This is a genomic window from Mycobacterium sp. DBP42, assembly GCF_005924235.1.
Lineage (GTDB): Bacteria > Actinomycetota > Actinomycetes > Mycobacteriales > Mycobacteriaceae > Mycobacterium > Mycobacterium syngnathidarum.
In genome coordinates this window covers 1-23,577 of the sequence record NZ_VCMY01000048.1, presented here as the reverse complement: position 1 = coordinate 23,577, position 23,577 = coordinate 1, and the positions used below count along the sequence as shown (strand labels likewise).

Below are 23,577 nucleotides of genomic sequence, written 5' to 3'. Positions count from 1 at the left end.
AAACTGCCCCAAAACGCCGCTTTTTGGGCAGTTTTGGGTCTGCTCGCGAGTCGGAAGTGACCATCAGATCGGCAGCCTCACATCACTGACGAACGCGTCGCGCACCCACGACACGAAGTCGTTCCACAGCCCGGTGACGAGTGCGGCACCCACCAGGATCAGCAGCACCCCGCCGAAGATCTGGATGGTCCGGGTGTGCCTGCGCAACCAGCCCAGACCCGTCACCGCCCGCGCCGACCCCAGGGCCAGCAGCACGAACGGGATGCCCAGACCGAAGCAGTACGCCAGCACCAGCACCACCCCGCGCGCCACGGTGGCACCGTCGGTGGCCGAGGCCACGGCGATCACCCCGGTCAGCGTCGGGCCCAGGCACGGCGTCCAGCCCAGCGCGAACACCCCGCCCAGCAGCGGCGCCCCCGCCATCGTCGACCACTGCCGCGGCGCGAACCGGGCCTGACGTTGCAGCGCCGGGATGAAGCCCACGAACACCAGGCCCATCACGATCGTGACCACACCGCCGATGCGTTGCAGCAGAACCTGATTGACGATCAGCGTGGTGGTCATCCCCAGCACTGCCACCGCGCCGAGCAGGAACACCACGGTGAACCCTGCGACGAACAACGCGGCCGCCCCGGCCACGCGCAGGCGCGCGGTCTTGACGCCGATCACCCCCGAGGCGGCGTCGGACTCATCGACCCCGACCACCGCGGCCAGATAGGACAGGTAACCGGGCACCAGCGGCACCACGCACGGCGAGGCGAACGACACCAAACCGGCCAGCACGCTGACCCCCAGCGCCAGCAGCACCGGCCCGGCAGCGGCGATCTCAGAAAACCCGGTCATGGTTTGGGTGCCCCCGGCACGACACCCGACTCGGCCGCCAGGCGCTCCACCACCGGCTGCAGATCCTCGGCCAGCAGCTCCCGCAGGAACACCGCGGCCACCCGGTGCTGCCGGTCCAGCACCACCGTCGACGGGATCACCGTGGTCGGGTACTTGCCGCCGAACGCGATCATGGTCCGCATCGCCGGGTCGTAGATGGACGGGAACGACACCTTGCGGTCGGTGACGAAATCGACTGCGGCATCACGATTGTTGTCCCGCACATCGATACCCAGAAACGCCACGCCCTTGTCACGCGTCGCGTCGTACACCTGCTGCAGCTGACCGATCTCGGCCCGGCACGGCCCGCACCACTGGCCCCACACATTGATCACCACGACCTTGCCGGCGAAATCCTCCAGCGAGAGCGTCTTGTTCGGGTCGGTGAGTTCAGGTCCGCTCAGTTCGCCTGGGGTGCTGCGCTTTTCGGGTGGATCATAGAAGATGTCGGTCTTGCCGCCGGGAGCGACGAACTCGAAGGTGCCCCCCTGGGCGACCGCGTCGTCACCCGTTGAGCATGCGGTGAGCAGTACCAGCCCTGCCAGCACCGCCGCGCTCACCCGGGCGAGGGACGACCTCATTCAGATTCCCCAGGGCTCCGTGTAGCCCCATCGGATCAGGTTGTCGCCTTCGAAGGTGAACGACGTGATCGAGGACAGATTGCACAACCGGCTGTGCGGCAACGGCAGATGGGCGAGCTTGCGCCCCGTCATCGCCCGGCGCAGCGTCTCGACCGGAAGCTGGTGGCTGACGCACACCGCCTCGTGCCCGGCCGCCTTCTCCCGGGCCCGGTGCATGGCCGCCATCATCCGGGGAGCGATCTCGTCGTAGGGCTCACCCCAAGACGGCTTGGCGGGGTTGCGCAGCCGCGACCAGTTCCTCGGGTCGCGCAGGGCACCGTCGCCGGGTGCCACCCGCTCCCCCTCGAACATGTTCCACGACTCGATGAGACCGTCATCGGTAAAGATCGGCAGCCCATGGCTTTCGGCGATCGGCGCGGCGGTTTCCTGCGCCCGCTCCAACGGTGAGGCCACCACGTGGACGACGTCACGGTCGGCCAGCCAATCGGCGGCGGCCCGCGCCTGAGCCTGGCCACGCTCGGACAGGTGATAACCGGGCAACCGGCCGTAGAGCACCTTTTCGGGATTGTGGACCTCGCCGTGGCGCATCACGTGGACCGTTGTCCGGACGGTCGACCCGCGTTCGGTCATGGCCGGGCCTCCGCGGCCGCCCGGGCCGCGCCGGGCAGCGCATCGGCGATACGGGAGAACGCCTCGTCATCCAAAGCCGCTGAGACAAACCAGGTTTCGAAGGCGCTGCACGGCGGATAAACCCCCGCCTCCAACAGCGCATGGAAAAACGGCGGGAATCGCCAGGTTTCGGTCGCCTTGGCCGCGGCGAAATCGTCGACCTGCTCGTCGGTGAAGAACACGCTGAGCATGTTGCCCGCGCGCTGCACGCGGTGGGCCACCCCGGCGTCGGTGAGCGCGCCGGTGAGCAGGCCCGCCAAGCGGTCGGCGTTGGCATCCAACCGGGCGTACGCGGCGTCGTCGGCGTGGCGCAACGTGGCCAGCCCGGCGGCCATCGCCACCGGATTACCCGACAAGGTGCCGGCCTGGTAGACGGGCCCCAACGGGGCCAGCCGCCCCATCACCTCGGCACTGCCGCCGAACGCCGCGGCGGGCAGGCCACCGCTCATCACCTTGCCGAACGTGAAGATGTCGGCGTCGACGGGATCCAGGCCGTACCAACCGGCCCGGCTCACCCGGAAGCCCGTCATCACCTCGTCGAGAATCAGCAGCGCGCCGTGGGCCGCGGTGATCCGGCGCAGCGCCGCGTTGAAACCGGGCAGCGGCGCCACCGTGCCCATGTTTCCCGGGCTGGCTTCGCTGATGACACAAGCAATCTCGTCACCGAACCGGCCGAAGACCTCTTCGAGTGCTTCGGCGTTGTTGTACGGCAGCACGATGGTGTCGGCCGCGGCGGCGCCGGTGACACCGGGCGAGGACGGCAGACCCAGTGTGGCCACCCCCGAACCGGCGTCGGCCAACAGCGCGTCGCTGTGCCCGTGGTAGCAGCCGGAGAACTTGATGATCTTGGCGCGGCCGGTGTAACCGCGGGCCAGCCGGATGGCGCTCATGGTGGCCTCGGTGCCGGAGTTCACCAGACGCAGCCGCTCGACGGGGGCGACGCGGTCGATGATCTCGGCGGCCAACTCGGTCTCCGAGGGGGTCGGGGCGCCGAAGCTCAGCCCGTCGGCTGCCACCTTCTGCACGGCCTCCACCACCGCCGGGTGCGCGTGACCCAGCAGCATCGGACCCCACGAGCAGACCAGGTCGACATACCGGTTGCCATCAGCGTCGGTGAGCCAGTAACCGTTGGCCGAGGTGATGAACCTGGGGGTGCCGCCGACAGAGTTGAAGGCACGCACCGGAGAGTTCACCCCACCGGGGATGACTGCGCAGGCGTCGGCGAACAGTTCGGCCGATCGCGGAGTCTGCGTTTTGTCCACAGGCATGGCCACCAGTGTCCCAGCCGGTGCAAATCAATCAACTACAGGGTGTAGTGGGCGCGGTCACTCAGCGGGCGTCAGCTCGAACACCGGATGGTCGGCGTCGTCGGGCAGGTCACGGAAGTAACCCTCCACCACCTTGCCGGCCAGCGGACGGTAGGCGGCGATGATCGGTGCCCGTTGCGCCACCGGAACCTCGGCCGCCAGGTAGCTCGATTTGCCCAACGTGACCCTCGGGTTGGCCCGGATGTTGCGCACCCATTCCGATTCGCCCCGGGTGGACACCAGGTACTTGACCCCGTCGACCTCGGGGACCACGACAGGAATCTGCTGGGGCTGTTTGCTGACCCGCGTGGTGACGGTCAGCGTCTGGCTGTGCCCGATGCCCGTGGCCATCGCGATCCGGTTGAACACCTTCTGAACGAACCACGGGGGCTTGAGGTAGGCCATGGCCCCAGTCTCGGCACATATCACCCACCGCGCCAGCCCAACGTCGCATCATTGGGCATGCAACTCCCACAATGGCTGGCTCGGCTCAACAGGTATGTCACCAACCCCATCCAGAAACTCTGGGCCGGATGGGCGCCCCTGTACGGCATCCTCGAACACGTCGGCCGCAAGTCCGGCGGCCGCTACCGCACGCCGCTGTCGGTGTTCAGCACCGACGAGGGCGTCGCGATTCTGCTCACCTACGGCCCGAACCGGGACTGGCTCAAGAACATCACCGCAGCCGGCGGGGCCCAGATGCGCAGGCGCGGCAGAACCATCCAGCTCACCGACCCGCGGGTGGTGTCCAAAGCCGAGGCGGCCGTTCATGTGAAGGGTCGGGTGCGTCGTGTCTTCGAGCGGGTGCCGGTCGAACAGGCGGTGCTGTTGCGGCGGGTCTGACCCACGGTGGCGTCGGCGAGGTGCTCGGCGTATCGCGTCAGGCCGCGTTCCAGCGTTACGGCAAACGGGTACTCGCCTGGCACGGGCGCACCGGGGCCGAGGCGCCATCAGCTTGGACGCCTGACTGAGGAGACCCCATGACCGAGCTCCCACCTGCCGGTACGTCGTTGCGGGTGCTGGTCACCGGCGCCACCGGATACATCGGCGGCCGCCTGGCCCCTCGGCTGGTCGAAGCCGGGCACCGGGTACGGGCGATGGCCCGCAATCCCGACAAGATCAGCGATGTGCCGTGGGCACAAGATGTGGAAGTCGTTCGCGGCGACCTCACCGACCCGGAAACGCTGACTGCCGCCTGTCGCGACATCGACGTCGTCTACTACCTCGTGCACTCGATGACCGCCCGCAAAGACTTCATCGAATCCGAGCGCCGCAGCGCAGAAAACCTTGTTGGCGCCGCACGGCGAGCCGGCGTGCGACGCATCGTCTACCTCGGCGGCCTGCATCCGGAATCGGACCGGCTCTCGACGCATTTGCGATCCCGCAGCCAGGTCGGAGAGATCCTGGTGAAATCCGGTGTCCCGACTCTCGTCCTGCAAGCCGGGGTTGTGATCGGTTCCGGGTCAGCGTCGTTCGAGATGATCCGGCACCTGACCAATCGGCTGCCGGTGATGACCACACCGCGCTGGGTCAACAATCGAATCCAGCCGATCGCGGTACGCGACGTGCTCCACTATCTACTCGAGGCCGCCACCGCTGAGATCCCGCACAGCCGCACCTACGACATCGGTGGCCCCGATATCTTGCGCTACGGCGAGATGATGCAGATCTACGCCGACGTCGCCGGCTTGGCTCGTCGCCGGATTCTCGTACTCCCTGTTCTCACACCAAAACTCGCCGGGCTGTGGATCGGATTGGTGACCCCCGTCCCGCCGCGGATCGGTCGCGCCCTGATCGAATCCCTGAGCATCGACGCTGTCGCCGCCGAGTACGACATCGACTCGATCATCGCGAGGCCGCCCGGAGGCACGACCCGATATCGGGAGGCCGTCGCACTCGCACTACGGCGCATCAAGAACGGTGAAGTCGAAACCACCTGGGCCAATGCATCTTCCACTGGTGCACCGTCCGATCCGCTGCCCTCTGATCCCAGTTGGGCCGGCGACGCCATCTACACCGACGACCGCAGCATCGACTGCGCGGTATCGGTTGAGCAGGTGTGGCAGGTGGTCGAAGGTGTCGGCGGCGAGAACGGGTGGTACTCGTTTCCGCTTGCCTGGACAATCCGCGGCTGGCTGGACCGCCTTACTGGCGGGGTTGGCCTGACGCGTGGCCGCCGCCACCCCCACGTCCTGCACACCGGAGACGCCCTGGACTTCTGGCGAGTCGAGAGAATCCGGCGACCGCTCCTGCTGAGGCTGCGGGCCGAGATGCGCACCCCCGGCGACGCCTGGCTCGAGTGGCGGCTCGAATCGCGCGGCACAGACCAGACCCGGCTGCACCAGCGTGCCATCTTCTTCCCGAAAGGTCTTGCCGGAAGGATCTATTGGAACGCACTCCTGCCCTTCCACGGCATCATCTTCACCGGCATGCTCAACAACATCGCCATCGCCGCGCAAAGAGGCCCCAAGGACGGGGGATGAGCCTCACGGCGAAGTTGCTCTGGCGCCGGCCGCATCCAGTCGACGGTTCTGACGGATCACCACGCGGCGTAGACCGAGCAATACCGCGGCGGGCACCGCCATCAGCACGATGATCTGGACCATCTCACTCATCGTGGCACCCGGGCAGAATCGGCGTTTCGTCTCGCATACCTGCCGGTCTACCCGGGCCGCGGGGCACTCGGCGACCATCTCAACGGTTTCTTGACGGCGGCCGCTCGAATCCTTACGGATCCGTGACCGCGCCTCGACCCGCAGGCACATGACGCTGAACCGTCAGCGGACCGGCAGATTCAGCAAACCGGCAAACCCCTGTTCACCTGGGAATTCAGCGTCTACAGTAGATAAGTCACTACTGCAGTCGGCAGCAGGGCGCGGTATCTGTCCAATCGGTGGCAGGAGGTCACCATGAAGCGCCTACTCGTCATCGGCTACGGCACCGCGAGCTATCTGTTGTTCGTTGTGGCCTTCCTCTACGCCATCGCCTTCGTCGGCAACTTCGTGGTGCCTCGCACGGTCGACCACGGCATCACCGCACCCGTGGCCGAGGCGGTGCTCGTCAACCTGCTGCTGCTGTCGGTGTTCGCCATCCAGCACAGCGTGATGGCGCGCCCGTGGTTCAAAGCACGGTGGACACGGATCGTCCCGCAAGTCATCGAACGCAGCACCTACGTGCTGCTGTCCAGCCTGGCGCTGTTGCTCTTGTACTGGCAGTGGCGCACCATGCCCGCGATCGTGTGGAACGTGGAATCCACTGCGGGACGGGCAATTCTGTGGGCGTTGTTCTGGCTGGGCTGGGCCACGGTATTCGCCTCGACGTTCATGATCAACCACTTCGACCTGTTCGGGTTGCGGCAGGTGTGGCTCAACTGGCGCGGGCAGCCGTACCGCGAACTGGGTTTCCAGACGGTGATGCTCTACCGGGTGATCCGGCATCCCATCATGGCCGGATTCATCGTGGCGTTCTGGGCCATCCCGACGATGACTGCCGGCCATCTGCTGTTCGCAGCCGTCAGCACCGCCTACATCCTGGTGGCGATCCAGCTCGAGGAACGCGACCTGGTGGACAGCCTGGGTGATGAGTACCGCAACTACCGGCATCGGGTCGCGATGCTGGCCCCAGGACTACACCCCGGCCACGATCATCGCGCCCCGAAGGTCAGGCACCGGCCGGCGTAGCCGTCAATCGGCCCGCCAGCTCAACACCTCACCGGATCCCGCGGTCATGACGGTGCCCGGCATCACCCGTAGCCGGTACGGGGTCAACCGCAGGGCCGCGAACTGGTCCGAGGTCGGTCCGTCGCTCCACTGCGGGATGATGCGCGGGTCGTAGCCCACCGGCGCAGGTCCGTTGGCGAACCGGTCCCACACCTGAGTGCAGGTCTCGTCGTCGGTGTACCACTCCACCAGGCAGTCGGCCGCGCAGGTGTCGTGGTTGGTGGTCCAGTAGCTGACCGAGACGTGCGGATGTACCGCCAGATGTGCGCGCTTGACCGGGCTGGGCACCGTGGCAACCCAGCCGAACAGATCGGTACCGTCCCACTCCCAGATGGGGTGCAGGATCCGGCTGCGGGGTTGGCCGTCGGCGTCGACGGTGGCCACCGAGGCCCAGACGATCTCGTGAGCCATCGTCACGAAAGCGGGGGCAATACGTTCGAGCGGGATCGCAGTCACACCAGCCACAGTAGGCAAGGACTGGCCTGCAACGGCGTGGGTTCGGGGTTACTGCGGGCTGTCGGTGTCGCCGTAGATCGGCTTGCCGTCGTCATCGACCCAATCGTTGACCGCCGTGCCGGATACCGTGCCATTGCTGCCCGGCAAGGTGACGGTGGGACGGGAGTCGTCATATGACTGCATGATGCGCTCGGCTTCTTTGCGGTTCTCTTCGCTGACTGGTGGCGGTTGTTCGGTGGTCATACCTATCGGGCTGCCCGAAAGTGTGAGCTGCCAAACACTTCGGCGGGCCGGACAAGATCAGGCCGACACGGTACGAAGCGAGGCCGGCAGGCTGGGCAGGAAATGCCGGGTGGCGAATGCCCGTAGGTCCTCGGGAGTGTCCAGGGGCTCGACGCTGGGCAGCAACAGCACCATTCCGGCGTAGCGCAGAATGGTGTCGGCCAGGTCGTTGACGGCCTGCTCTCCAATCCGCTCGGCAAACCCGGCCGGAAGGATCACCTTGAGCGCCGCGGCCATCCGTTCGATCGCCGCGCCGTAGTGGGTGTGCAGCAGCTCCATCACCAGCGCCGGCTCATCGGCGATCAACTGGTTGAGGACGTGGCGGCGCCGGAACTCCAGGATCGACAGCGTGAACGCTTCGACGTAGTAATTCGATTGCGGCCCAGCATTTTTCAGCTCATTGGCGATATCGGAGAACAGCGCGACGTTCTCCCGCTCGATGACCGCCGCGACCAACTCGTCGCGGTTGGCGAACCGGCGGTAGATCGTGGTGCGACTGACCCCGGCCCGACGCGCGACGTCATCGAGCGCGACCCGGCGCAGGCCGTGCCGCTCGAACTCGAGGAGCGCCGCGTCCAGGATCGCCACCGTCGCGGGCGACGAATCAGGCAGCGTCGGATCAGCTTTGGGCATAGCCCTTTTGCGCAAACTTGCTGTAGCGCACGCTCATCGGTAGATGATCCCACACCCAATTCACCGGACGGGACCGGCAGAACGCCGCGAACCGCTGGTAGTTGCGCTCCTGACGGTCACTCCACGGCAGGTCGAGCAGGTAGCGGGCGCGCGGCGGCAGACCGCCTGCGGTCAGGAAGGCCGCCACCGGGTTGAACACCGCGGCGACGACGCGCCACACCGCCGGGTGTACCGCCTTGGGGCATGGGAAACCCTTGGTGACGTAGCCGACGCCGTAGCGGGCGGACTTGTGCGGGACCGCCACCTCGTTCATCATCCGGTCCCAGTACTGCTCGAACTCGGCGTAGGTGGCCGGCATCGGCCGGTCGCTGACCCCGTAGCGCCGGTACCACGTCTTGGATTCCAGGTAGATCTGTTCCTTCTCGGCATCGCTGAGCCGTTTGACGAAGGTGTCGGCGAAGTAGAGCACCTGCTCGACGAACGTTGCATGCGCCCAGAAGTAGGTCTCGGGGTCCAGCGCGTGGTAGCGCGAACCGTCGGGCATGTCGCCCTTGACGTGGTGGTGGAAGTCGCGCACCTGGGTGCCGGCGTTGTCGGCCTCGGTGCCGTAGACGGTCCGGAAGATCGGCGGGATGGTCCGCTTGAGCCGCTCGGCGGTGTCGGAGAAGAACGTCGAGTGATCGAGCACCCCCTGGCCGAGCTCGGCCAGCATGTTCTGCAGGACGGCGGGCCGCGGGCCGATCAGGAACATCCGGTTGTCGCCGAAGTACTTCCAGACCAGCGATTGGGGCCCGAGAGGCAGGGCGTCGGTCTGCTGAGGCTGCTCGGCCAGTTCGGTCATGGACACAGTGTTACAGATTTCGCACTTTGTACCAAGATGGGTGTGATCAGGTTCACCGAGGTGGATGGGCGGCGTTATCGGGCTGTTGCCGGACCGTGTCGCGGGCTGAGACCCATGGTTGGAATGATGCGCAAGTGCCCCCGCTGACCCGCCGAGATGCGCTGCGTTTGGGCGTCACCGGAGCGGGCGCCGCAGGACTGATGACACTGGGCAGCCTGCTCGGTAGGCCGATTCCCCGCGCCTCGGCGAGCCCCAACCAAACCGCCTCCGGGGGTGCTGTTCTACCGACCCGCGAATCGGGGTCGTTCACCTCCGCGGCCCGCGGCGGCGTCGAAACCAACTGGATCATCGCCCGTCCGCCAGGCCAGCACGGCCCCCTGCGCCCGGTGATCGCCCTGCACGGGATGGACAACGACGCCGCCGGGGTGATGGACCTGGGCATCCCGGAGGCGCTGGCCCAGCTGACCGCGGCCGGCCGGCCACCGTTCGCGGTGGTCAGTGTCGACGGCGGCAACTCGTTCTGGCGCCGTCGCGCCTCCGGGGAGGATGCCGGGGCGATGGTGCTCGACGAGCTGATCCCGATGCTGGCCACCAAGGGCATCGACACCTCCCGCGTGGCCTTCATGGGCTGGTCGATGGGCGGCTACGGCGCCATGCTGTTGGGCGCCAGACTGGGCGCCGCACGTACCGCTGCGGTCTGCGCAATCAGCCCGGCGCTGTACCTGACGTACTGGGGCGCGCCGCCCGACGCCTTCGACAGCCTCGACGACTGGCAGCAGAACTCAGCGATGAGGCTGCTGCCTGCGCTGGGGTCGATCCCGCTCCGCGTCGACTGCGGCACCGCAGACCGCTTCTACGCGGCGACCCGAATGTTCGTCAACCAACTGCCAAGGACCCCGGCGGTCGGCTTCTACCCCGGCGGCCATGACGAGAACTTCTGGCGCGCACACTTGTCCGATGAGCTCACCTGGCTCGATTCCTGATCGCAGCCTCGAACCGTCACCCCCAAGTGAGGGGATCGAGCGCGAGATAGAACCGCAGACGCCCGGGATCCAGTTCGGCCGGATAGCCCGTAGCCAGACCCGCCGCGGCATCCTCGGCGAAACCGGGGAAGGTGTCGGCAGTGTTGGCCAACAACAACGCCAGATCCGCATGACGATCCGCGGAACCCAGACGACCCAGGTCGACAAAACCCTCGACAGTGAGCCGGTCGGGGTCGATCAGGATGTTCGGCAGACACAGGTCTCCATGGCACACCACCCGATCGTCAGCCTCCTGCCGGCGACGCAGGCTAGCCTCGCGTTCGACGCGGGCCAGCAGGTCGCCGGCCGGGACGTCCCGGTCCTCGTCGCGCAGGAACTCCGGGTTGACCGCGCCCGCGGCAACCACCGAGCGGGCCCGGGTCAACATGTCGTCCAGATCGCGCCGGTGAGGACACTCGCCGGCCGGGATGGCGTGCAGGGCGCGGACCGCCGCCACGATCGCTGGCCAGGCCGTCCGCAGTGCCGGTTCCGCGACCCGATCCGCACCGACGCCCCCGACTGCGCTCGTGATCAGGACGGCACCACCGTCCTCGGTGGTACCCCAGTCGATGACGGCAGGCACCGGCAGACCGCGACCGTGCGCCCACGACGCCCGGTCCCGCTCCGCAGCCAGATCAGCCACGGCCGCGGCGCCGACCACTTTCGCGTACCTGGACCCCTCCGCGTTCCGGAACACCCCGGTGCCGGATTCACCGCGGGTGACGGGCTCCCAATCGATCACCGCTCAGCGACGCAACCGGGCGATGCCCAACACGATCAGCACACCCGCCAAACCGGCGAGCACCAACGCCAGCACCAGCAACGGCGCCGAATAGCTGATCGCGGTGGTGGGCGGCTCACCGTCGAGCACGGGCGCCACCTCGATCGTTGAGGACGCCGCGAGCCAGCTCAGCACACAACCCACTGCCGCAACGGCGGCCACCAGCAACTCCAGCAGGGCACGCCGTCTCACGGCGTGCGCTCCTCGACCAGCGGCGTGAGCACTTCCCGCAGTTTGCGGTGCTTGCGGGCCCAGGCCTGGGCGGTACGCGCGCCGGTGAGTTTGAGCCCGATGCCGGTGCGGCCCTTCGGCACCCCGGTCAGCTCACCGAGTGCCCGGGCAGATTGCCATTTGGGCACCTCTGAGCCCGATGCCTCGGGATAGATCAGCACGATCTCGTCGACCCGCAGCGTCTCGGCACCCTGCCGCAGGGTCTCGGCGGTCAACTCGACCGAGGTGTGGATACGCGCAGCCTTGATCTGGATGGCCACGAACACCGACACCAGTAGCAGGAACACGATCGGGATCCACAGGTCGTGACCGTATCCACCGGTCATCTGCAGGATCGCCATGCCGGCCCCGGCGAACGGGCCCAACAGCAGCCACGCCCAGCTGGCCCCCTGCTCGTAGAACAGCACCTCGGAGCCGACTTTGTTCACCGGTTCACTCTCCATCGTCACCCTTCCGCAGTGGCAGCGCGTTCAGGCCGGTACCCACGATGAGCGGGAGCAGCGCGACCAGCACGAGAACATTGAGGCCGGTCAACAGCACCAGGACCACGATAGCCAGCGACAACGCCACCGCCGCGCGGCGGTAACGTGGATCGTCGGAGCGGCTGCGACCCGCCAGAAATGCCATCCCGAGGCCGCCGAGCGCCACGAGCGCTCCGATCCCCCGGTACAACATCGCATTGACGCCGGGCGGGCTCGCCGAGACCGCCAGCATCCCGCCGGCCATCAACAACACCGCGCCGACCAGCCAGCAACCGAACACGATGGTCGTGCGGCGCGACGTTGGTGATGAAGGCATTGTCGCCAAAGCGTAGCGAAACTACCGGGTGAAGAAACCGTCGGCGTCCTTGCGGTGCAGCAGGTACAGCCCGCCCGCGATCAACACCGTTCCGACGATCGCGGTGACCGCGTAGCCCACCGCGGCCGCATCCTGGCGTTCGCCGGTCAGCAGGCTGCTGACCGCATGCAGCGCCGAGACGATCCCGCCGCTGGTCAGCAGCGTGCGGGCCCAGCGATACCCCTGGCGCATCAACCACAGGAACGCCACCACGATCGACGACAGCGCCACCACGAACATCACCGAGAAGACGGCGGTCATCGACCGCTGCACACCGGTGCCCGATCCGGTGAACGCGTCGATCAAGAACCCCACCGCCATGAGCACCAGCGCGGCCGTCCACAGCCAGAAGCCGGTGTCGACGTCCTCGGGACGGTCGTTCGGGCTCTGCTGCGGTTCGGTCACCGGCGCCCTCACGCGAGCCAACCGGCCACATCGGCCGCCCAATAGGTCAGCACGATGTCGGCGCCGGCCCGCCGGATCCCGGTCAACGACTCCAAGGCCGCCGCCTGCAGGTCGATCCAGCCGTTGGCCGCGGCCGCACAGATCATCGAGTACTCACCCGAAATCTGGTATGCGGCAACAGGTACCGGTGAAATATCGGCCGCGGCGCGCACCACGTCCAGGTAGCTCATCGCGGGCTTGACCATCACCATGTCGGCGCCCTCGTCGATATCGAGCTCGATCTCGTGCACGGCTTCGCGGATGTTGCCCGGATCCTGTTGGTAGGTACGACGATCCCCCACCAGGCTGGACGACACCGCCTCGCGGAACGGGCCGTAGAACGCCGAGGCGAACTTGGCCGCATAGGCCAGGATGGCGACGTGCGCGTGCCCGGCCGCGTCCAGCCCGTCCCGGATGGCAGCCACCTGGCCGTCCATCATGCCGCTGGGCCCGACCACGTGGGCACCCGATTCCGCTTGTGCCACAGCAAGTTCCACATAGCGCAGATTGGTCGCGTCATTGTCGACCCGGCCGGCGTCGTCCAACACGCCGCAGTGCCCGTGGTCGGTGAACTCATCGAGGCAGGTGTCGGCCATCAGCACGGTCGAATCACCGAGGTCCTTGGCCAGATCACGCAGTGCCACATTGAGGATGCCGTCCGGATCGACGCCCACGGCACCGGTCGGATCCTTGTCCTCGTCGCAGGGCACACCGAACAGCATCAACCCGCCGACCCCGGCGGCCACCGCGTCCGCGGCCGCCCGGCGCAACGAATCCCTGGTGTGCTGCACCACGCCGGGCATCGAGGAGATCGGTCGCGGTTCATCGATTCCGTCGGCGACGAACATCGGCAGAACCAGATGGCGTGGCTCCAAAGAGGTTTGGGCCACCAGGCGGCGCATCGCCGGGGTGGACCGCAACCGGCGGGGCCGGTGTCTCGGAAAGGCCACAGCTATCCCTCCTCCTGTCCCATCCTCGAATCGGCTTTCCAGCAGGAAAAGTTCGAGTAAGGACCCGCCGGAATGCTGTTTCGGCGGTGTCTACCTGCGGCGGCTCTTCTTACGCGGCGGAGGCAACGCGCCCTCGGCACGGAGCCGGGCAGCGTGCTCGGCCAGCGCGTCGACCAGCGGTCCCACCGCGGCCGACTCGGGCTGAACATCCACCCGCAGGCCGAATTCCGCTGCGGTTTCAGCGGTCTTGGGGCCGATGCAGGCCACGATGGTTCGGGCGTGCGGCTTGCCGGCGATACCGACCAGGTTGCGCACCGTCGAGCTGGAGGTGAAGCAGACCGCGTCGAACCCGCCGGTCTTGATCATCTCGCGCGTCTGCGCCGGCGGCGGAGCCGCCCGCACGGTGCGGTAGGCGGTGACGTCCTCGATCTCCCAGCCGCGCTCACGCAGGCCCTCGGCCAGCGTCTCGGTGGCGATGTCGGCACGCGGCAGCAGCACCCGGTTCACCGGGTCGAAAACCTCGTCGAACGGCGGGAACTCCTCCAGCAGGCCCAGCGAGGACTGCTCCCCCGACGGCACCAGCTCAGGGTTGATACCGAACGCGCGCACCTTGTCGGCGGTGGCCTGTCCGACGCACGCGATCTTCACACCCGAGAACGCCCGCGCGTCGAGACCGAACTCGTTGAACTTCTCCCACACCGCACGCACGGCATTGGTCGAGGTGAACACCACCCATTGGAACCGGCCGTCGACCAGACCCTTGACCGCGCGCTCCATCTGCGCGGGGCTGCGCGGCGGCTCGACGGCGATGGTCGGTACCTCGATCGGCAGGGCACCGTGGCCCACCAGCTTGTCGCTCATCTCGCCGGCCTGATCCTTGGTGCGCGGCACCAGCACGGTCCAGCCGTACAGGGCGCGGCTCTCCCACCAGTTCAGCTTGGCCCGGTTGGCCACGGTCTTGCCGATGGTGACGACCAGCTGGCCGACCAACGGCCCGGCCAGCTCGCTGCCCGCCGGCTTCTCCAGCACGGCCTTGTCGGTCAGCCCACCGAGCGTGGTCTCCACCGATCGCTGCTGGCAGGTGGTGCCGCTCGCGGTCACCACCGCCGGGGTGCTGTCGACCAGCCCCTGCTCGATCAGCGTGCGGGCGGCATCCGGCAGGTGCGACGCCGTCGCGTGCAAGATCAGCGGCCCGGGTGCGGCGGCCAGCGCCGCCCAGTCGACGTCCCCGCGGACATCGGCCACCGTGTGCGCCGAACCCAGCGGCAGGCCCGCGTAGGTCGGCACCGCGCTGGTGGCGGGCAGTCCGGGGACGATCTCGAAGTTCACGTGGGACTTGGCCAGCGCACCGATTTCGGTGATGACGGCGTCGACCGACAACGGGTCACCGGCGACCAGGCGCACCACGTCGTAGCCGTGACGGGCCTCGGCGACCAGCGTCTTGGCCACCTCGGCAGGATCACCGAGGGCCGGGCGGACCTCGGGCCCACCGGAGATGACGGCGGCCTGGGCCGCGTCGGGACTTCCGGCCGCATCGGCGGCCGATGCGTCAGCGGCGGCGTCGGCCTTGCCCGGCGTAGCCGGGGCCGGGCCGGACGCGGGCGGCAACTCGGTGCCGATCAGCGCCAACACGGCTTCTGGGACGTCGGGATCGGTGAACACCAACTCGGCGTGCGCCAGCACGGCTTGCGCCCGTGCCGTCAGCAGCCCCGGATCTCCCGGGCCCGAGCCCACAAATGTGATGCGGCCGGGCTTCGCCTTGCGACCTCGCATGGTCATTCTTCACTCCCGCGCTCTACCAACAGCTCGCGTGCACCCAGCTCGAAAAGCTCCGCGGCCACCGAGACACCCAAGTCGGCGGCCCGATCGGGAGTTCCGATACCGGACGCACGGATCACGTCGGATCCGTCCAGCGTCGCTACGCAGCCGCGCAACGACAGCTCCTCGAAGACATTGCCGTCCTCATCGATCGACTCGACCACTTCTGCGATCGCGCCAACCGGTGCGGAACAGCCCGCCTCCAGTTCGGCGAGCAGGATCCGTTCGGCGGTGACCGCGGCGCGCGTGTCGGTGTCATCCAACTCCGCCAGCACCGAAATCAGCTCGGTGTCGCCGGCACGGCATTCCACCGCGAGCGCACCCTGAGCCGGAGCTGGCAACATCTGCACCGGCTCGAGCGACTCGGTGACCTCATCGAGTCGTCCGATACGGGCCAGACCCGCGCGGGCGACCACGATGGCGTCGAGATCACCGCTCGTAACCCTGTTCAACCTGGTATCTAGGTTGCCTCGTAGGGGGCGGATTTCCAAACCGAGACCCAGTGCTCTAAGCTGCGCGGCCCGTCGCGGGCTCGACGTGCCGATCACGGACCCCGAAGGCAACTCGCCGAGCACCAATCCGTCGCGTGCCACCAGCGCGTCACGGGGATCCTCGCGGCGCGGGACGGCGGCGATCACGAACCGTTCGTCGCGCGCGGTGGGCAAATCTTTGTAGGAGTGCACGGCCATGTCCACCCGGCCGTCGTGGATCGCCTCGCGCAGCGCGGCGGTGAAGACGCCCACTCCGATCTCGGCGATGGGCCCCTGGTTGCGGTCACCCTCGGTCGAGATGATCACCAGCTCGCAGGCGTGTCCAGCCGCCAACAAAGCGTCCCTGATGGTGCCGGCCTGCGTGGTCGCCAGCAGGCTACCCCGGGTGCCGATCCGGATTACCGTATCGCGCGTGTCTACCAAGCTCTACTCAGACTTATCGAGATCTGTTGTCATGAAAGGCAATTCGCTGGCCGCCACAGCTTCGACGGCCTGCGGATCGAGTTCGAACAGCTCCCGCAGGGCCTCTGCGTAGCTGTCCCCGCCAGGCGCGCTGGCGAGTTGTTTCACCCGCACCGTGGGTGCGTGCAAAAGCTTGTCGACGACACGGCGGACCGTCTTGGCCACCTCGTCGCGGTGCGTCGCGTCCAGCCCCGGCAGCCGGTTGTCCAGCCGCAACAGCTCGGCCTCGACCACGTCGGCGGCGCGCTGCCGCAGCGCGGTGACGGTCGGGGTGACCTCGGCCATCCGCTGGCCGGACAGGTAGTTGGCAACCTCGGTGGCAACGATCGTGCGGGCCGCATCGGCGTCGGTGGCCGCCGCCCGGGCCGACGGTTCGCGCTGGATCCGGTCCATGTCGACGACCCAGACCCCGGGCAGTCCGGACACCGCCGGATCCACGTCGCGCGGCATCCCGAGGTCACAGATCACCAGCTGCCGGTCGCAGTCGACGGCGTTGCGCTGAGCCAGGGCATGGTGCACGTCGGCCAGGGACACCACCGGACGCACCGCGCCGGTGCTGCTGACCACGACATCGGCATCGGCCAGGGCTTCGTCCAGATGGTCCAGGGACCAGGCCTGCGCCCGCACGCCCTGCTCGGTGAGATTCTCGGCGAGGCGCTCGGCCCGCGGCAGCGAGCGGTTCACCACGTGAACCCGGTCGATCCCGGCCCGCACCAGGTGCGCGCCGGCCAGCGCGCCCATCGAGCCCGCGCCGATCACTGCGGCGGTACGCCCGGCGAGCCCGCCGCTGAGTTTGGTCTCGGCCATTCCGAGGGCCACCGAGACGACGGACGCGCCCGCGGCGTCGATGCCGGTCTCCGAATGCACCCGCTTGCCGACGTTCAGCGCCCGCTGGGCCAGCTCGTGTAGCGTGCGGCCGACGGTCTGGTGTTCCTCGGCCGAGGCGTAGGCGCGACGCACCTGTCCCAAAACCTGGGCCTCACCGATGACGGCCGAATCCAGGCCGCTGGTCACCGCGAACAGGTGCTCGACGGCGGCCTCGGCGTAACGCACGTAGGCATATTTGGTGAGGTCGTTGAGCGACATGCCCGAATGCTCGGAGAGCACCTGCCCGATGATCGACAGACCGCCGTGGAATGCCTCTACCACGGCGTATATCTCGACGCGGTTGCAGGTGGACAGGACCATGGCCTCGGTGACCAGCGAGGAGCGAAGCACCTCGTCGATGATCTTGGTCTGATCCGACTCGTCAGTGCTCAACTGCTCGAGAACTGACACCGGCGCGCTGCGGTGCGAAACCCCGAATAGCAGCACACTCACGGCTTCATCACCACGTCACCAAGGTAATCGTTTCCCGCCCGCCCACCAAATTTCACCTGGCGGTGAGGTCCGCCCGAAGCTGCTGTTCGTCGACATCCCAGTAGCTGTGTTCGGTGCCGTTCAGCAAAATCACCGGCAACAGGTCGCCGTACCGAGCCCGCAGGGAGGCGTCACCGGCCGCGGCGGCCTCGTCCACGTCCGTGTTCACCAGCTCGAAATCGAGCTCCTCGCGCAACACGGCCAACTGCCGGGCCGCCCGCTCACACATGCTGCAACCCGCCCTGGTCAGCAACGTCACAGTGTTCCCCCCGCCGGCCCGACTGCCGCCACCCGCCTGCTCACGCTCCACACCGCCAGTATCCGGGCTGTGTGACTTAGGGTGACAACGTGCCCGAATCCGGTAGTGCCGATGCGCTCGAACAGGAGCTTGCCGCCGAGGCCAGCGCCGAACTCGCTGTCACCGAGCTCGAGTCCGACATCGACCCCGTCGGGACGCCCGCACCGCCACCGGATCTCACGGCCGCCGCGTTCTTCGACGTCGACAACACCCTGGTCCACGGATCGTCACTGGTGCACTTCGCCCGTGGCCTGGCCGCCCGCAAGTACTTCACCTACCGCGACATCCTGGGCATCGTCTATGCGCAGGCCAAGTTCCAGTTCACCGGCAAGGAGAACAGCGACGACGTCGCCGAGGGCAAGCAGAAAGCCCTGGCCTTCATCGAGGGCCGCTCCACCGCCGAACTCGTCGAACTGGGTGAGGAGATCTACGACGAGATCATCGCCGACAAGATCTGGGCCGGAACCCGGGCACTGGCCCAGATGCACCTGGACGCCGGCCAGCAGGTGTGGCTGGTCACGGCGACCCCATATGAGCTGGCCGCCACCATCGCCCGGCGGCTGGGCCTGACGGGTGCGCTGGGCACCGTCGCCGAGTCGGTCGACGGGGTGTTCACCGGCCGACTGGTCGGCGACATCCTGCACGGCACCGGGAAAGCCCACGCGGTACGGTCGCTGGCCATCCGCGAAGGCCTCAACCTGCGCCGGTGCACCGCCTATTCGGACAGCTTCAACGATGTGCCGATGCTGTCGCTGGTCGGTACCGCGGTGGCGATCAACCCCGACGCCGCACTGCGCGATGTGGCCAGGGAGCGGGGCTGGGAGATCCGCGATTTCCGCACCGCACGCAAGGCGGCGCGGATCGGTGTCCCGTCGGCCTTGGCGCTCGGCGCACTCGGCGGCGCGCTGGCCGCCGCCGCCTCTCGCCGCCACGACATTCGCTGAGTGGGCGAGGTGCGCTGGTAAGCTGCCGCGGCGGGCCACGTCAGCGGGCCCCGCAGCCATGCACGTTTGTGCGCAGCGCGCACGCATACCGAACAGCGCAGGGAACATGAGCATCGCCGCAAACATCATCGGGACCCACTACCGGTACCCCGACTACTTCGAGGTCGGCCGGGAGAAGGTCCGCGAGTTCGCCCGCGCGGTCAAGGACGAGCATCCGGCGCTCTATGACGCCGAGGCCGCCAAGGAGTACGGCCATGACTCGGTGGTGGCGTCGGTGACGTTCCTGGCGGTGGCCGGTCGACGTGTCCAGCTGGAGCTGTTCGACAAGTTCGACATTCCGATCAATCTGGAGCGGGTGCTGCACCGCGACCAGAAGCTGATCTTCCACCGGCCGATCATGGTCGGCGACAAGCTGTGGTTCGACTCGTACCTCGATTCGGTCATCGAGTCGCACGGCACCGTGATCGCCGAGGTGCGCGCCGAGGTCTCCGACGACGACGGCAATCCGGTTGCCACGAGCATCGTGACCATGCTGGGCGAGGCCGCCATCGACGAGGCCGACGAGATCAGTTCACAGATCGCCGCGGCACGTGATGCCGCGATCGCCAAGATGGTTGCTGGGCAAAAGTCCGGCGCCTGATTTTTCTCTCCGCGAGCCCTTGCGCTCGCGGTGAAAACGTCAGCCGAAGAACATGTTTCGGCGCCCCGCCAGGAGCTGATACAGCGTGTGCTGAATGGTCTCGCGGACCTGGTCGGTGAGCTCGAACGTGATCATCGGGTCGTCGGCGGCGCTCTCGTCGTAATCGGTCGTCTCGATCGGCTCGCCGAATTGGATGTGCCACTTCGACGGCAACGGCACCAATCCGAGCGGGCCCGCCAACGGGAACAGCGGGGTCACCGGGAAGTACGGCAGACCGAGCAACCGGGCCAGCAACTTGACGTCGGCCATCATCGGGTAGATCTCCTCGGACCCGACGATCGAGCACGGCACGATCGGCGCCTGCGCACGCAGAGCTGCGGAAACGAAGCCACCGCGGCCGAACCGCTGCAGCTTGTAGCGGTCCTTGAAGTTCTTGCCCAGCCCCTTGAAGCCCTCGGGGAACACCGCCGTGAGCTCACCGTTGGCGAGCAGTCGGTGCGCGTCGGCGGTGCAGGCCATGGTGTGCCCGGCCTTGCGCGCGGCCTGGCCGACCATCGGCAGGTCGAAAACCAGATCAGCGGCCAGCAGACGCAGATCCCGATTCCCGGGGTGGTGATCGTGCACGGCCACCTGAGTCATCAGCCCGTCGAAGGGCAGCACCCCGGCGTGGTTGGCCACCACGAGCGCCGCGCCCTCGGCGGGCAGGTTCTCGATGCCGGACACCTCAACCCGGAACCAGGACCGGAAAAACGTTCGCAGCAAAGGCAAGAAGATTGCGTTGGTGATGTGCGGGTCGAACCCGAACTCGTCCACCGAGTAGGCACCGGTCATGCGGGTGCGAATGAATTCCGAGACTGCCGCGATGCCCTTGACGAGTTCGCTGGGGCCTTCGTCGGCCGCCGATTGACCCGAAGCGCCGCTGCGCCGCTGATCGATCTCCCGCACTACCGCGGCGATCTGCTCCGCCGAGGCCCGGCTACCCGGATCGGCCAGAACAGACGGATGCCTGCGGGCGCTGTCAGACCGGGCCGCAGCCCGGCGCGCAGCTGAGGAACGGCTCGAGTTCCCATGTAGCGGAATAACTTTCGCCTTGGATTCACCCGCCACGTCGATACCTTCTCCCACCCCGGATAGAGCCAGTCTTTAATATCCCAAACGCTGCGCCACCCCCACGGCGCGACTCTCCATTGAGCGTACCCATCGCGGATCGAGTATCGGAGTCAATCCGCGACCGCGGACGTAGTCGTCGAATGCTTCGGCGGTCGTCCACTTGGGACTGTAGCCCAGAACCCTGTGCATTCGCGTAGTGTCCATGACCCGGCCGTAGCTCAGATAGTTCATCTGGTCGCGGTCGAGTTCGGTGTAACGCGTTGCGCGACTGAGCGAATTGATCGCCGACAACGCCCCGCTCGGAACCGGAAGCCGGACCCGTCCCGACCGCCGGATCGCCTGGCTCATCATGATGATGCCCGAAGCCCCGATGTTGAACGTGCCCGACCGGCCGGCCATGGTTGCGCGCTCCAGGGCACCCAGGGCGTCCTGTTCGTGCAACAACTGCAACCGCGCGTCGTGACCGACCACCGACGGAACCACCGGCCCCGCCAGATACCGCGACAACGCGGTGTCCATCGCCGGCCCGATCATGTTGGCCAGCCGAAGGATGGTCACGTCGATATCCGGACGGCGCCGGGCCAGCCCGCGGGCATAGCCCTCGATGTCGATGCTGTCGCGGGCGAACCCGTCGCCCGGTGGACGGCGAGCACTGCTCTCCTCGCTGAACATCACCGGGTCACGTGAGCTCGAGCCGTACACCTCAGAGGTTGACTTGAGCACCACCCGGCGCACCGACGGCGCCTTCTGGCAGGCGGCGAACAGTTGGATCGCACCCATCACGTTGAGTTCCTTCAACGTGGCCCGGCCGCCGGACCGCGGCGCGTAGGAGGCCGCCGCGGCATGCACGACAGTGTCCACGTTCCCGTTTCGGATCACCTTGGCGATGAACGGGTTGCGGATGTCGGCCCGAACGAATTCGGCCCGCCCCATCCGACGCATGAGGTCCTTGCTCGGCACCACCGCATCCACCGCGATCACATGCTCGATCGACGGGTTCTGCGCCAGCCTGGCGGTCAGATAACCACCGAGGAACCGGCACGCACCCGTGACCAGAACCACTTTCGGAGCGGGCGCCGCGCTTGCGGACTGCGTTCCATCCGAAGAGTCCGCACCAGACGACCCGGGGACTCCCGTCGGGCGTCCCCCCGACCGACCATCAGAATCCATCGGCCCAGCCTAGCGGCCGCAGCAGTCGACTACTTGCCGAGTTTTCTACGCTGCACCCGAGTACGGCGAAGCAGCTTGCGGTGCTTCTTCTTCGACATACGCTTACGCCGCTTCTTGATGACTGAGCCCATAAACCCCGGTGTCTCCGCTACTTAGCTGATGGTTGACCCGGTTACTTTACCCGGGCCGACCACCGAAACGGAAAACGCCAGCCTGCTCGGGCGGCTCAGCCCGCTGCGGCGCCCGCCTAGCCGGCGTCGAAGTACGAAGACTCCAGCAGATCGTGGACCGCCTTGGCGTGAACCCGAAACGATCGGCCCACTCGAACCGCAGGCAGTTCGCCGTTGTGCACCAACCGGTACACCGTCATCTTCGAGACCCTCATCAAGCTCGCCACCTCGGCGACCGTCAGAAATTGAGCCCGAGGCTGACCGTCGCCAGCATCCCGCGCCGATGGCCCGTTCATAGACGTCATCGCAACCCAATCAATCAGGCACAGGCAGTTCCAGCGGCTTCCCCACCGCTGGCACCGACCCGCGCATACAAAGGGAGAATAGCGTGGCGGGTGGGGTTACTGCGACGGGTGTGGGCTAATCAGTTGGAATTAATCTAATTACTCAGATGTAATTCCGAGCTGCTCAGAGCGCGTTTTCGCGGCCTGAACGGCGCTGGAGACCGCCGCCCGCAGTCCCCCGCGCTCGAGTTCGCGCAGCCCAGCGGCGGTGGTCCCGGCCGGCGAGGTCACCATCGCCCGCAACTGGGCCGGTGTGGTGTCCAGCGCAGCGCCTCCGGTCGCATTCACCTCGTCGAGACGTTCCAGCAGCATTGCCGCCGAGCCGGCCATCGTCTGGACCGCCAGATCGGTCCCCACCGCACGCGACAGACCCGATTCCACGGCCGCATCCACCAGGGCCTCGACCATCAGGAAGAAGTACGCCGGACCCGAACCGGACACTGCCGTCACCGCATCCAGCTGTGACTCGGCGACCGTGATCACACCGCCGACCGCGTCGAAGATCGACGAGACCTCCTTGAGCTGGTCCGCGGTGGCGAACCGGCCCGGCGCCAGGGCACTCACGCCGCCGCCGACCACGATCGGCGCGTTGGGCATGACCCGGATCACCGGCGATCCGGCCGGCAGCTTGTTCTCGTAGTACGACGTGGCCACGCCCGCGGCGATGGAGACGAACACCTGCTCGGCGGTGTCGCTGTCGGCGCGTGCGGCCGCCTCCGCGATCTCGTCGATCACCTTCTCGACGTCACCCGGTTTCACCGCGACGACCACGTAGGTGGCGTTCTCGGCGGCCGCAGCCACCGAGGCCACCTGCACCGAATACTTCTCCGACAAGTACTTGGCCCGGTCCGGAAACTTCTCCGCGACCACCATGTCCTTGACCTGCCTGCCAGCCCGTAACAGTCCCGACAGCAGCGCCTCGCCCATGCTTCCGCCGCCGATTATCGCGATTCTCGACATGGGCGACAGCATTGCATGTCCGCGCGCGCGCACATGGACGCCTGCGGGTTTGACGTGCTCCCCGCCATGAATGGCGGGGATTCCCGTGCGGCTATGCCGCGGTTGGGGTGCTTCCTGCTTCATCGCCTCGCGCATCCCGTGTGTTGGGAGGACTTACCGAGGCTCCACAGGCGTTT

The 23,577-nt window shown here is 67.3% G+C and carries 31 protein-coding genes; 6 read left to right on the top strand and 25 right to left on the bottom strand.

The features are described 5' to 3' along the window. Positions 1-63 precede the first annotated feature (63 nt). From E0T84_RS27550 to E0T84_RS27530, 5 genes are read right to left on the bottom strand one after another with little or no spacing between them, the layout of a single operon-like run. Positions 64-843: a cytochrome c biogenesis CcdA family protein gene (locus E0T84_RS27550; protein ID WP_070945915.1), complete on the bottom strand. Its 780-nt coding sequence runs from the start codon at positions 841-843 to the stop codon at positions 64-66. Next, positions 840-1,463 (bottom strand): TlpA disulfide reductase family protein, encoded by a 624-nt coding sequence (locus tag E0T84_RS27545; protein ID WP_075910275.1) that lies wholly within the window; start codon positions 1,461-1,463, stop codon positions 840-842. The genes E0T84_RS27550 and E0T84_RS27545 overlap by 4 nt, the downstream gene beginning before the upstream one ends. Next, positions 1,464-2,093: a histidine phosphatase family protein gene (locus E0T84_RS27540; protein WP_070186781.1), complete on the bottom strand. Its 630-nt coding sequence runs from the start codon at positions 2,091-2,093 to the stop codon at positions 1,464-1,466. It lies immediately after the preceding gene. Next, a complete protein-coding gene (gene hemL, locus E0T84_RS27535; protein ID WP_138746062.1) occupies positions 2,090-3,400 on the bottom strand; it encodes a glutamate-1-semialdehyde 2,1-aminomutase in 1,311 nt (436 codons plus the stop codon). The genes E0T84_RS27540 and hemL overlap by 4 nt, the downstream gene beginning before the upstream one ends. 57 nt (positions 3,401-3,457) lie before the next feature. Further along, positions 3,458-3,844: a nitroreductase/quinone reductase family protein gene (locus tag E0T84_RS27530; RefSeq protein ID WP_138746061.1), complete on the bottom strand. Its 387-nt coding sequence runs from the start codon at positions 3,842-3,844 to the stop codon at positions 3,458-3,460. A 57-nt stretch (positions 3,845-3,901) separates the two neighbouring features. On the opposite strand from E0T84_RS27530, the gene E0T84_RS27525 reads away from it, so the two are divergent. Both E0T84_RS27525 and E0T84_RS27520 read left to right on the top strand, forming a co-directional pair. Continuing rightward, positions 3,902-4,282, top strand: a complete 381-nt coding sequence (locus E0T84_RS27525) for a nitroreductase family deazaflavin-dependent oxidoreductase (RefSeq protein WP_070945911.1) — start codon at positions 3,902-3,904, stop codon at positions 4,280-4,282. A gap of 137 nt (positions 4,283-4,419) precedes the next feature. After that, complete coding sequence (locus E0T84_RS27520) at positions 4,420-5,922, top strand: SDR family oxidoreductase (protein ID WP_138746060.1); 1,503 nt, start codon at positions 4,420-4,422, stop codon at positions 5,920-5,922. A gap of 3 nt (positions 5,923-5,925) precedes the next feature. Here E0T84_RS27520 and E0T84_RS32605 read toward each other — a convergent pair whose 3' ends face one another. Beyond that, positions 5,926-6,054 (bottom strand): hypothetical protein, encoded by a 129-nt coding sequence (locus E0T84_RS32605; RefSeq protein ID WP_255740568.1) that lies wholly within the window; start codon positions 6,052-6,054, stop codon positions 5,926-5,928. 294 nt (positions 6,055-6,348) lie between these two features. Between E0T84_RS32605 and mddA the strand changes: the two genes are divergently transcribed. Beyond that, complete coding sequence (gene mddA, locus E0T84_RS27515) at positions 6,349-7,119, top strand: methanethiol S-methyltransferase (RefSeq protein ID WP_070186776.1); 771 nt, start codon at positions 6,349-6,351, stop codon at positions 7,117-7,119. A gap of 3 nt (positions 7,120-7,122) precedes the next feature. On the opposite strand, the gene E0T84_RS27510 is transcribed toward mddA, so the two are convergent. The 4 genes from E0T84_RS27510 to E0T84_RS27495 all read right to left on the bottom strand — a co-directional run bounded on the left by E0T84_RS27510 (position 7,123) and on the right by E0T84_RS27495 (position 9,370). Further along, complete coding sequence (locus E0T84_RS27510) at positions 7,123-7,569, bottom strand: pyridoxamine 5'-phosphate oxidase family protein (RefSeq protein ID WP_070186799.1); 447 nt, start codon at positions 7,567-7,569, stop codon at positions 7,123-7,125. A gap of 93 nt (positions 7,570-7,662) precedes the next feature. Continuing rightward, the gene (locus E0T84_RS27505) at positions 7,663-7,857 is read right to left on the bottom strand and encodes a hypothetical protein (RefSeq protein ID WP_075910279.1); all 195 of its coding nucleotides are present in this window, start codon (positions 7,855-7,857) and stop codon (positions 7,663-7,665) included. Positions 7,858-7,914: 57 nt separating this feature from the next. Further along, positions 7,915-8,529: a TetR/AcrR family transcriptional regulator gene (locus E0T84_RS27500; RefSeq protein ID WP_138746059.1), complete on the bottom strand. Its 615-nt coding sequence runs from the start codon at positions 8,527-8,529 to the stop codon at positions 7,915-7,917. Continuing rightward, positions 8,516-9,370: an oxygenase MpaB family protein gene (locus tag E0T84_RS27495; RefSeq protein ID WP_138746058.1), complete on the bottom strand. Its 855-nt coding sequence runs from the start codon at positions 9,368-9,370 to the stop codon at positions 8,516-8,518. Before E0T84_RS27495 ends, E0T84_RS27500 begins: the two co-directional genes overlap by 14 nt. Before the next feature lie 134 nt (positions 9,371-9,504). Here E0T84_RS27495 and E0T84_RS27490 point away from each other — a divergent pair, with 134 nt between their 5' ends. Further along, on the top strand, positions 9,505-10,353 hold the full coding sequence (locus tag E0T84_RS27490) for an alpha/beta hydrolase family protein (RefSeq protein WP_138746057.1): 849 nt from the start codon (positions 9,505-9,507) through the stop codon (positions 10,351-10,353). 16 nt (positions 10,354-10,369) lie between these two features. Here E0T84_RS27490 and E0T84_RS27485 read toward each other — a convergent pair whose 3' ends face one another. The 10 genes from E0T84_RS27485 to E0T84_RS27440 all read right to left on the bottom strand — a co-directional run bounded on the left by E0T84_RS27485 (position 10,370) and on the right by E0T84_RS27440 (position 18,075). After that, complete coding sequence (locus tag E0T84_RS27485; RefSeq protein WP_138746056.1) at positions 10,370-11,134, bottom strand: APH(3'') family aminoglycoside O-phosphotransferase; 765 nt, start codon at positions 11,132-11,134, stop codon at positions 10,370-10,372. A gap of 3 nt (positions 11,135-11,137) precedes the next feature. Next, on the bottom strand, positions 11,138-11,365 hold the full coding sequence (locus E0T84_RS27480) for a hypothetical protein (RefSeq protein WP_138746055.1): 228 nt from the start codon (positions 11,363-11,365) through the stop codon (positions 11,138-11,140). After that, positions 11,362-11,847 (bottom strand): DUF3093 domain-containing protein, encoded by a 486-nt coding sequence (locus tag E0T84_RS27475; RefSeq protein ID WP_070186770.1) that lies wholly within the window; start codon positions 11,845-11,847, stop codon positions 11,362-11,364. The genes E0T84_RS27480 and E0T84_RS27475 overlap by 4 nt, the downstream gene beginning before the upstream one ends. Continuing rightward, positions 11,837-12,202, bottom strand: a complete 366-nt coding sequence (locus E0T84_RS27470; RefSeq protein ID WP_070186769.1) for a hypothetical protein — start codon at positions 12,200-12,202, stop codon at positions 11,837-11,839. The genes E0T84_RS27475 and E0T84_RS27470 overlap by 11 nt, the downstream gene beginning before the upstream one ends. Positions 12,203-12,223: 21 nt before the next feature. Next, positions 12,224-12,646, bottom strand: coding sequence for a hypothetical protein (locus E0T84_RS27465; RefSeq protein WP_070186768.1), 423 nt, complete (start codon positions 12,644-12,646; stop codon positions 12,224-12,226). 8 nt (positions 12,647-12,654) lie between these two features. Continuing rightward, entirely contained in the window at positions 12,655-13,587 is a 933-nt protein-coding gene (hemB, locus tag E0T84_RS27460) for a porphobilinogen synthase (protein ID WP_070945901.1), read from the bottom strand. 138 nt (positions 13,588-13,725) lie between these two features. Further along, positions 13,726-15,414, bottom strand: a complete 1,689-nt coding sequence (locus E0T84_RS27455) for a bifunctional uroporphyrinogen-III C-methyltransferase/uroporphyrinogen-III synthase (protein ID WP_070186766.1) — start codon at positions 15,412-15,414, stop codon at positions 13,726-13,728. Continuing rightward, positions 15,411-16,367 (bottom strand): hydroxymethylbilane synthase, encoded by a 957-nt coding sequence (gene hemC, locus E0T84_RS27450; RefSeq protein ID WP_070945899.1) that lies wholly within the window; start codon positions 16,365-16,367, stop codon positions 15,411-15,413. Before hemC ends, E0T84_RS27455 begins: the two co-directional genes overlap by 4 nt. Positions 16,368-16,370: 3 nt before the next feature. Next, on the bottom strand, positions 16,371-17,726 hold the full coding sequence (locus tag E0T84_RS27445) for a glutamyl-tRNA reductase (RefSeq protein ID WP_070945898.1): 1,356 nt from the start codon (positions 17,724-17,726) through the stop codon (positions 16,371-16,373). Between the two features lie 52 nt (positions 17,727-17,778). After that, on the bottom strand, positions 17,779-18,075 hold the full coding sequence (locus E0T84_RS27440) for a glutaredoxin family protein (protein ID WP_256366566.1): 297 nt from the start codon (positions 18,073-18,075) through the stop codon (positions 17,779-17,781). Positions 18,076-18,113: 38 nt separating this feature from the next. Here E0T84_RS27440 and E0T84_RS27435 point away from each other — a divergent pair, with 38 nt between their 5' ends. After that, positions 18,114-19,007: an HAD family phosphatase gene (locus E0T84_RS27435; RefSeq protein ID WP_070185193.1), complete on the top strand. Its 894-nt coding sequence runs from the start codon at positions 18,114-18,116 to the stop codon at positions 19,005-19,007. Positions 19,008-19,113: 106 nt separating this feature from the next. Continuing rightward, positions 19,114-19,647: a MaoC family dehydratase N-terminal domain-containing protein gene (locus E0T84_RS27430; protein WP_019343970.1), complete on the top strand. Its 534-nt coding sequence runs from the start codon at positions 19,114-19,116 to the stop codon at positions 19,645-19,647. 39 nt (positions 19,648-19,686) lie between these two features. On the opposite strand, the gene E0T84_RS27425 is transcribed toward E0T84_RS27430, so the two are convergent. From E0T84_RS27425 to proC, 5 genes are all read right to left on the bottom strand, one after another. Next, complete coding sequence (locus tag E0T84_RS27425) at positions 19,687-20,760, bottom strand: lysophospholipid acyltransferase family protein (RefSeq protein WP_371726382.1); 1,074 nt, start codon at positions 20,758-20,760, stop codon at positions 19,687-19,689. A 30-nt stretch (positions 20,761-20,790) separates the two neighbouring features. Next, entirely contained in the window at positions 20,791-21,927 is a 1,137-nt protein-coding gene (locus E0T84_RS27420; RefSeq protein ID WP_075910289.1) for an SDR family oxidoreductase, read from the bottom strand. Between the two features lie 29 nt (positions 21,928-21,956). Then, positions 21,957-22,058 carry a 30S ribosomal protein bS22 gene (locus E0T84_RS27415; RefSeq protein WP_003402602.1) on the bottom strand — a complete coding sequence of 34 codons (102 nt, stop codon included), beginning with the start codon at positions 22,056-22,058 and terminating at the stop codon, positions 21,957-21,959. A 116-nt stretch (positions 22,059-22,174) separates the two neighbouring features. After that, positions 22,175-22,402: a cell division/environmental response transcriptional regulator gene (locus E0T84_RS27410; protein WP_003882954.1), complete on the bottom strand. Its 228-nt coding sequence runs from the start codon at positions 22,400-22,402 to the stop codon at positions 22,175-22,177. A 138-nt stretch (positions 22,403-22,540) separates the two neighbouring features. Then, complete coding sequence (gene proC, locus E0T84_RS27405) at positions 22,541-23,401, bottom strand: pyrroline-5-carboxylate reductase (protein WP_138746054.1); 861 nt, start codon at positions 23,399-23,401, stop codon at positions 22,541-22,543. Positions 23,402-23,577: the final 176 nt, after the last annotated feature.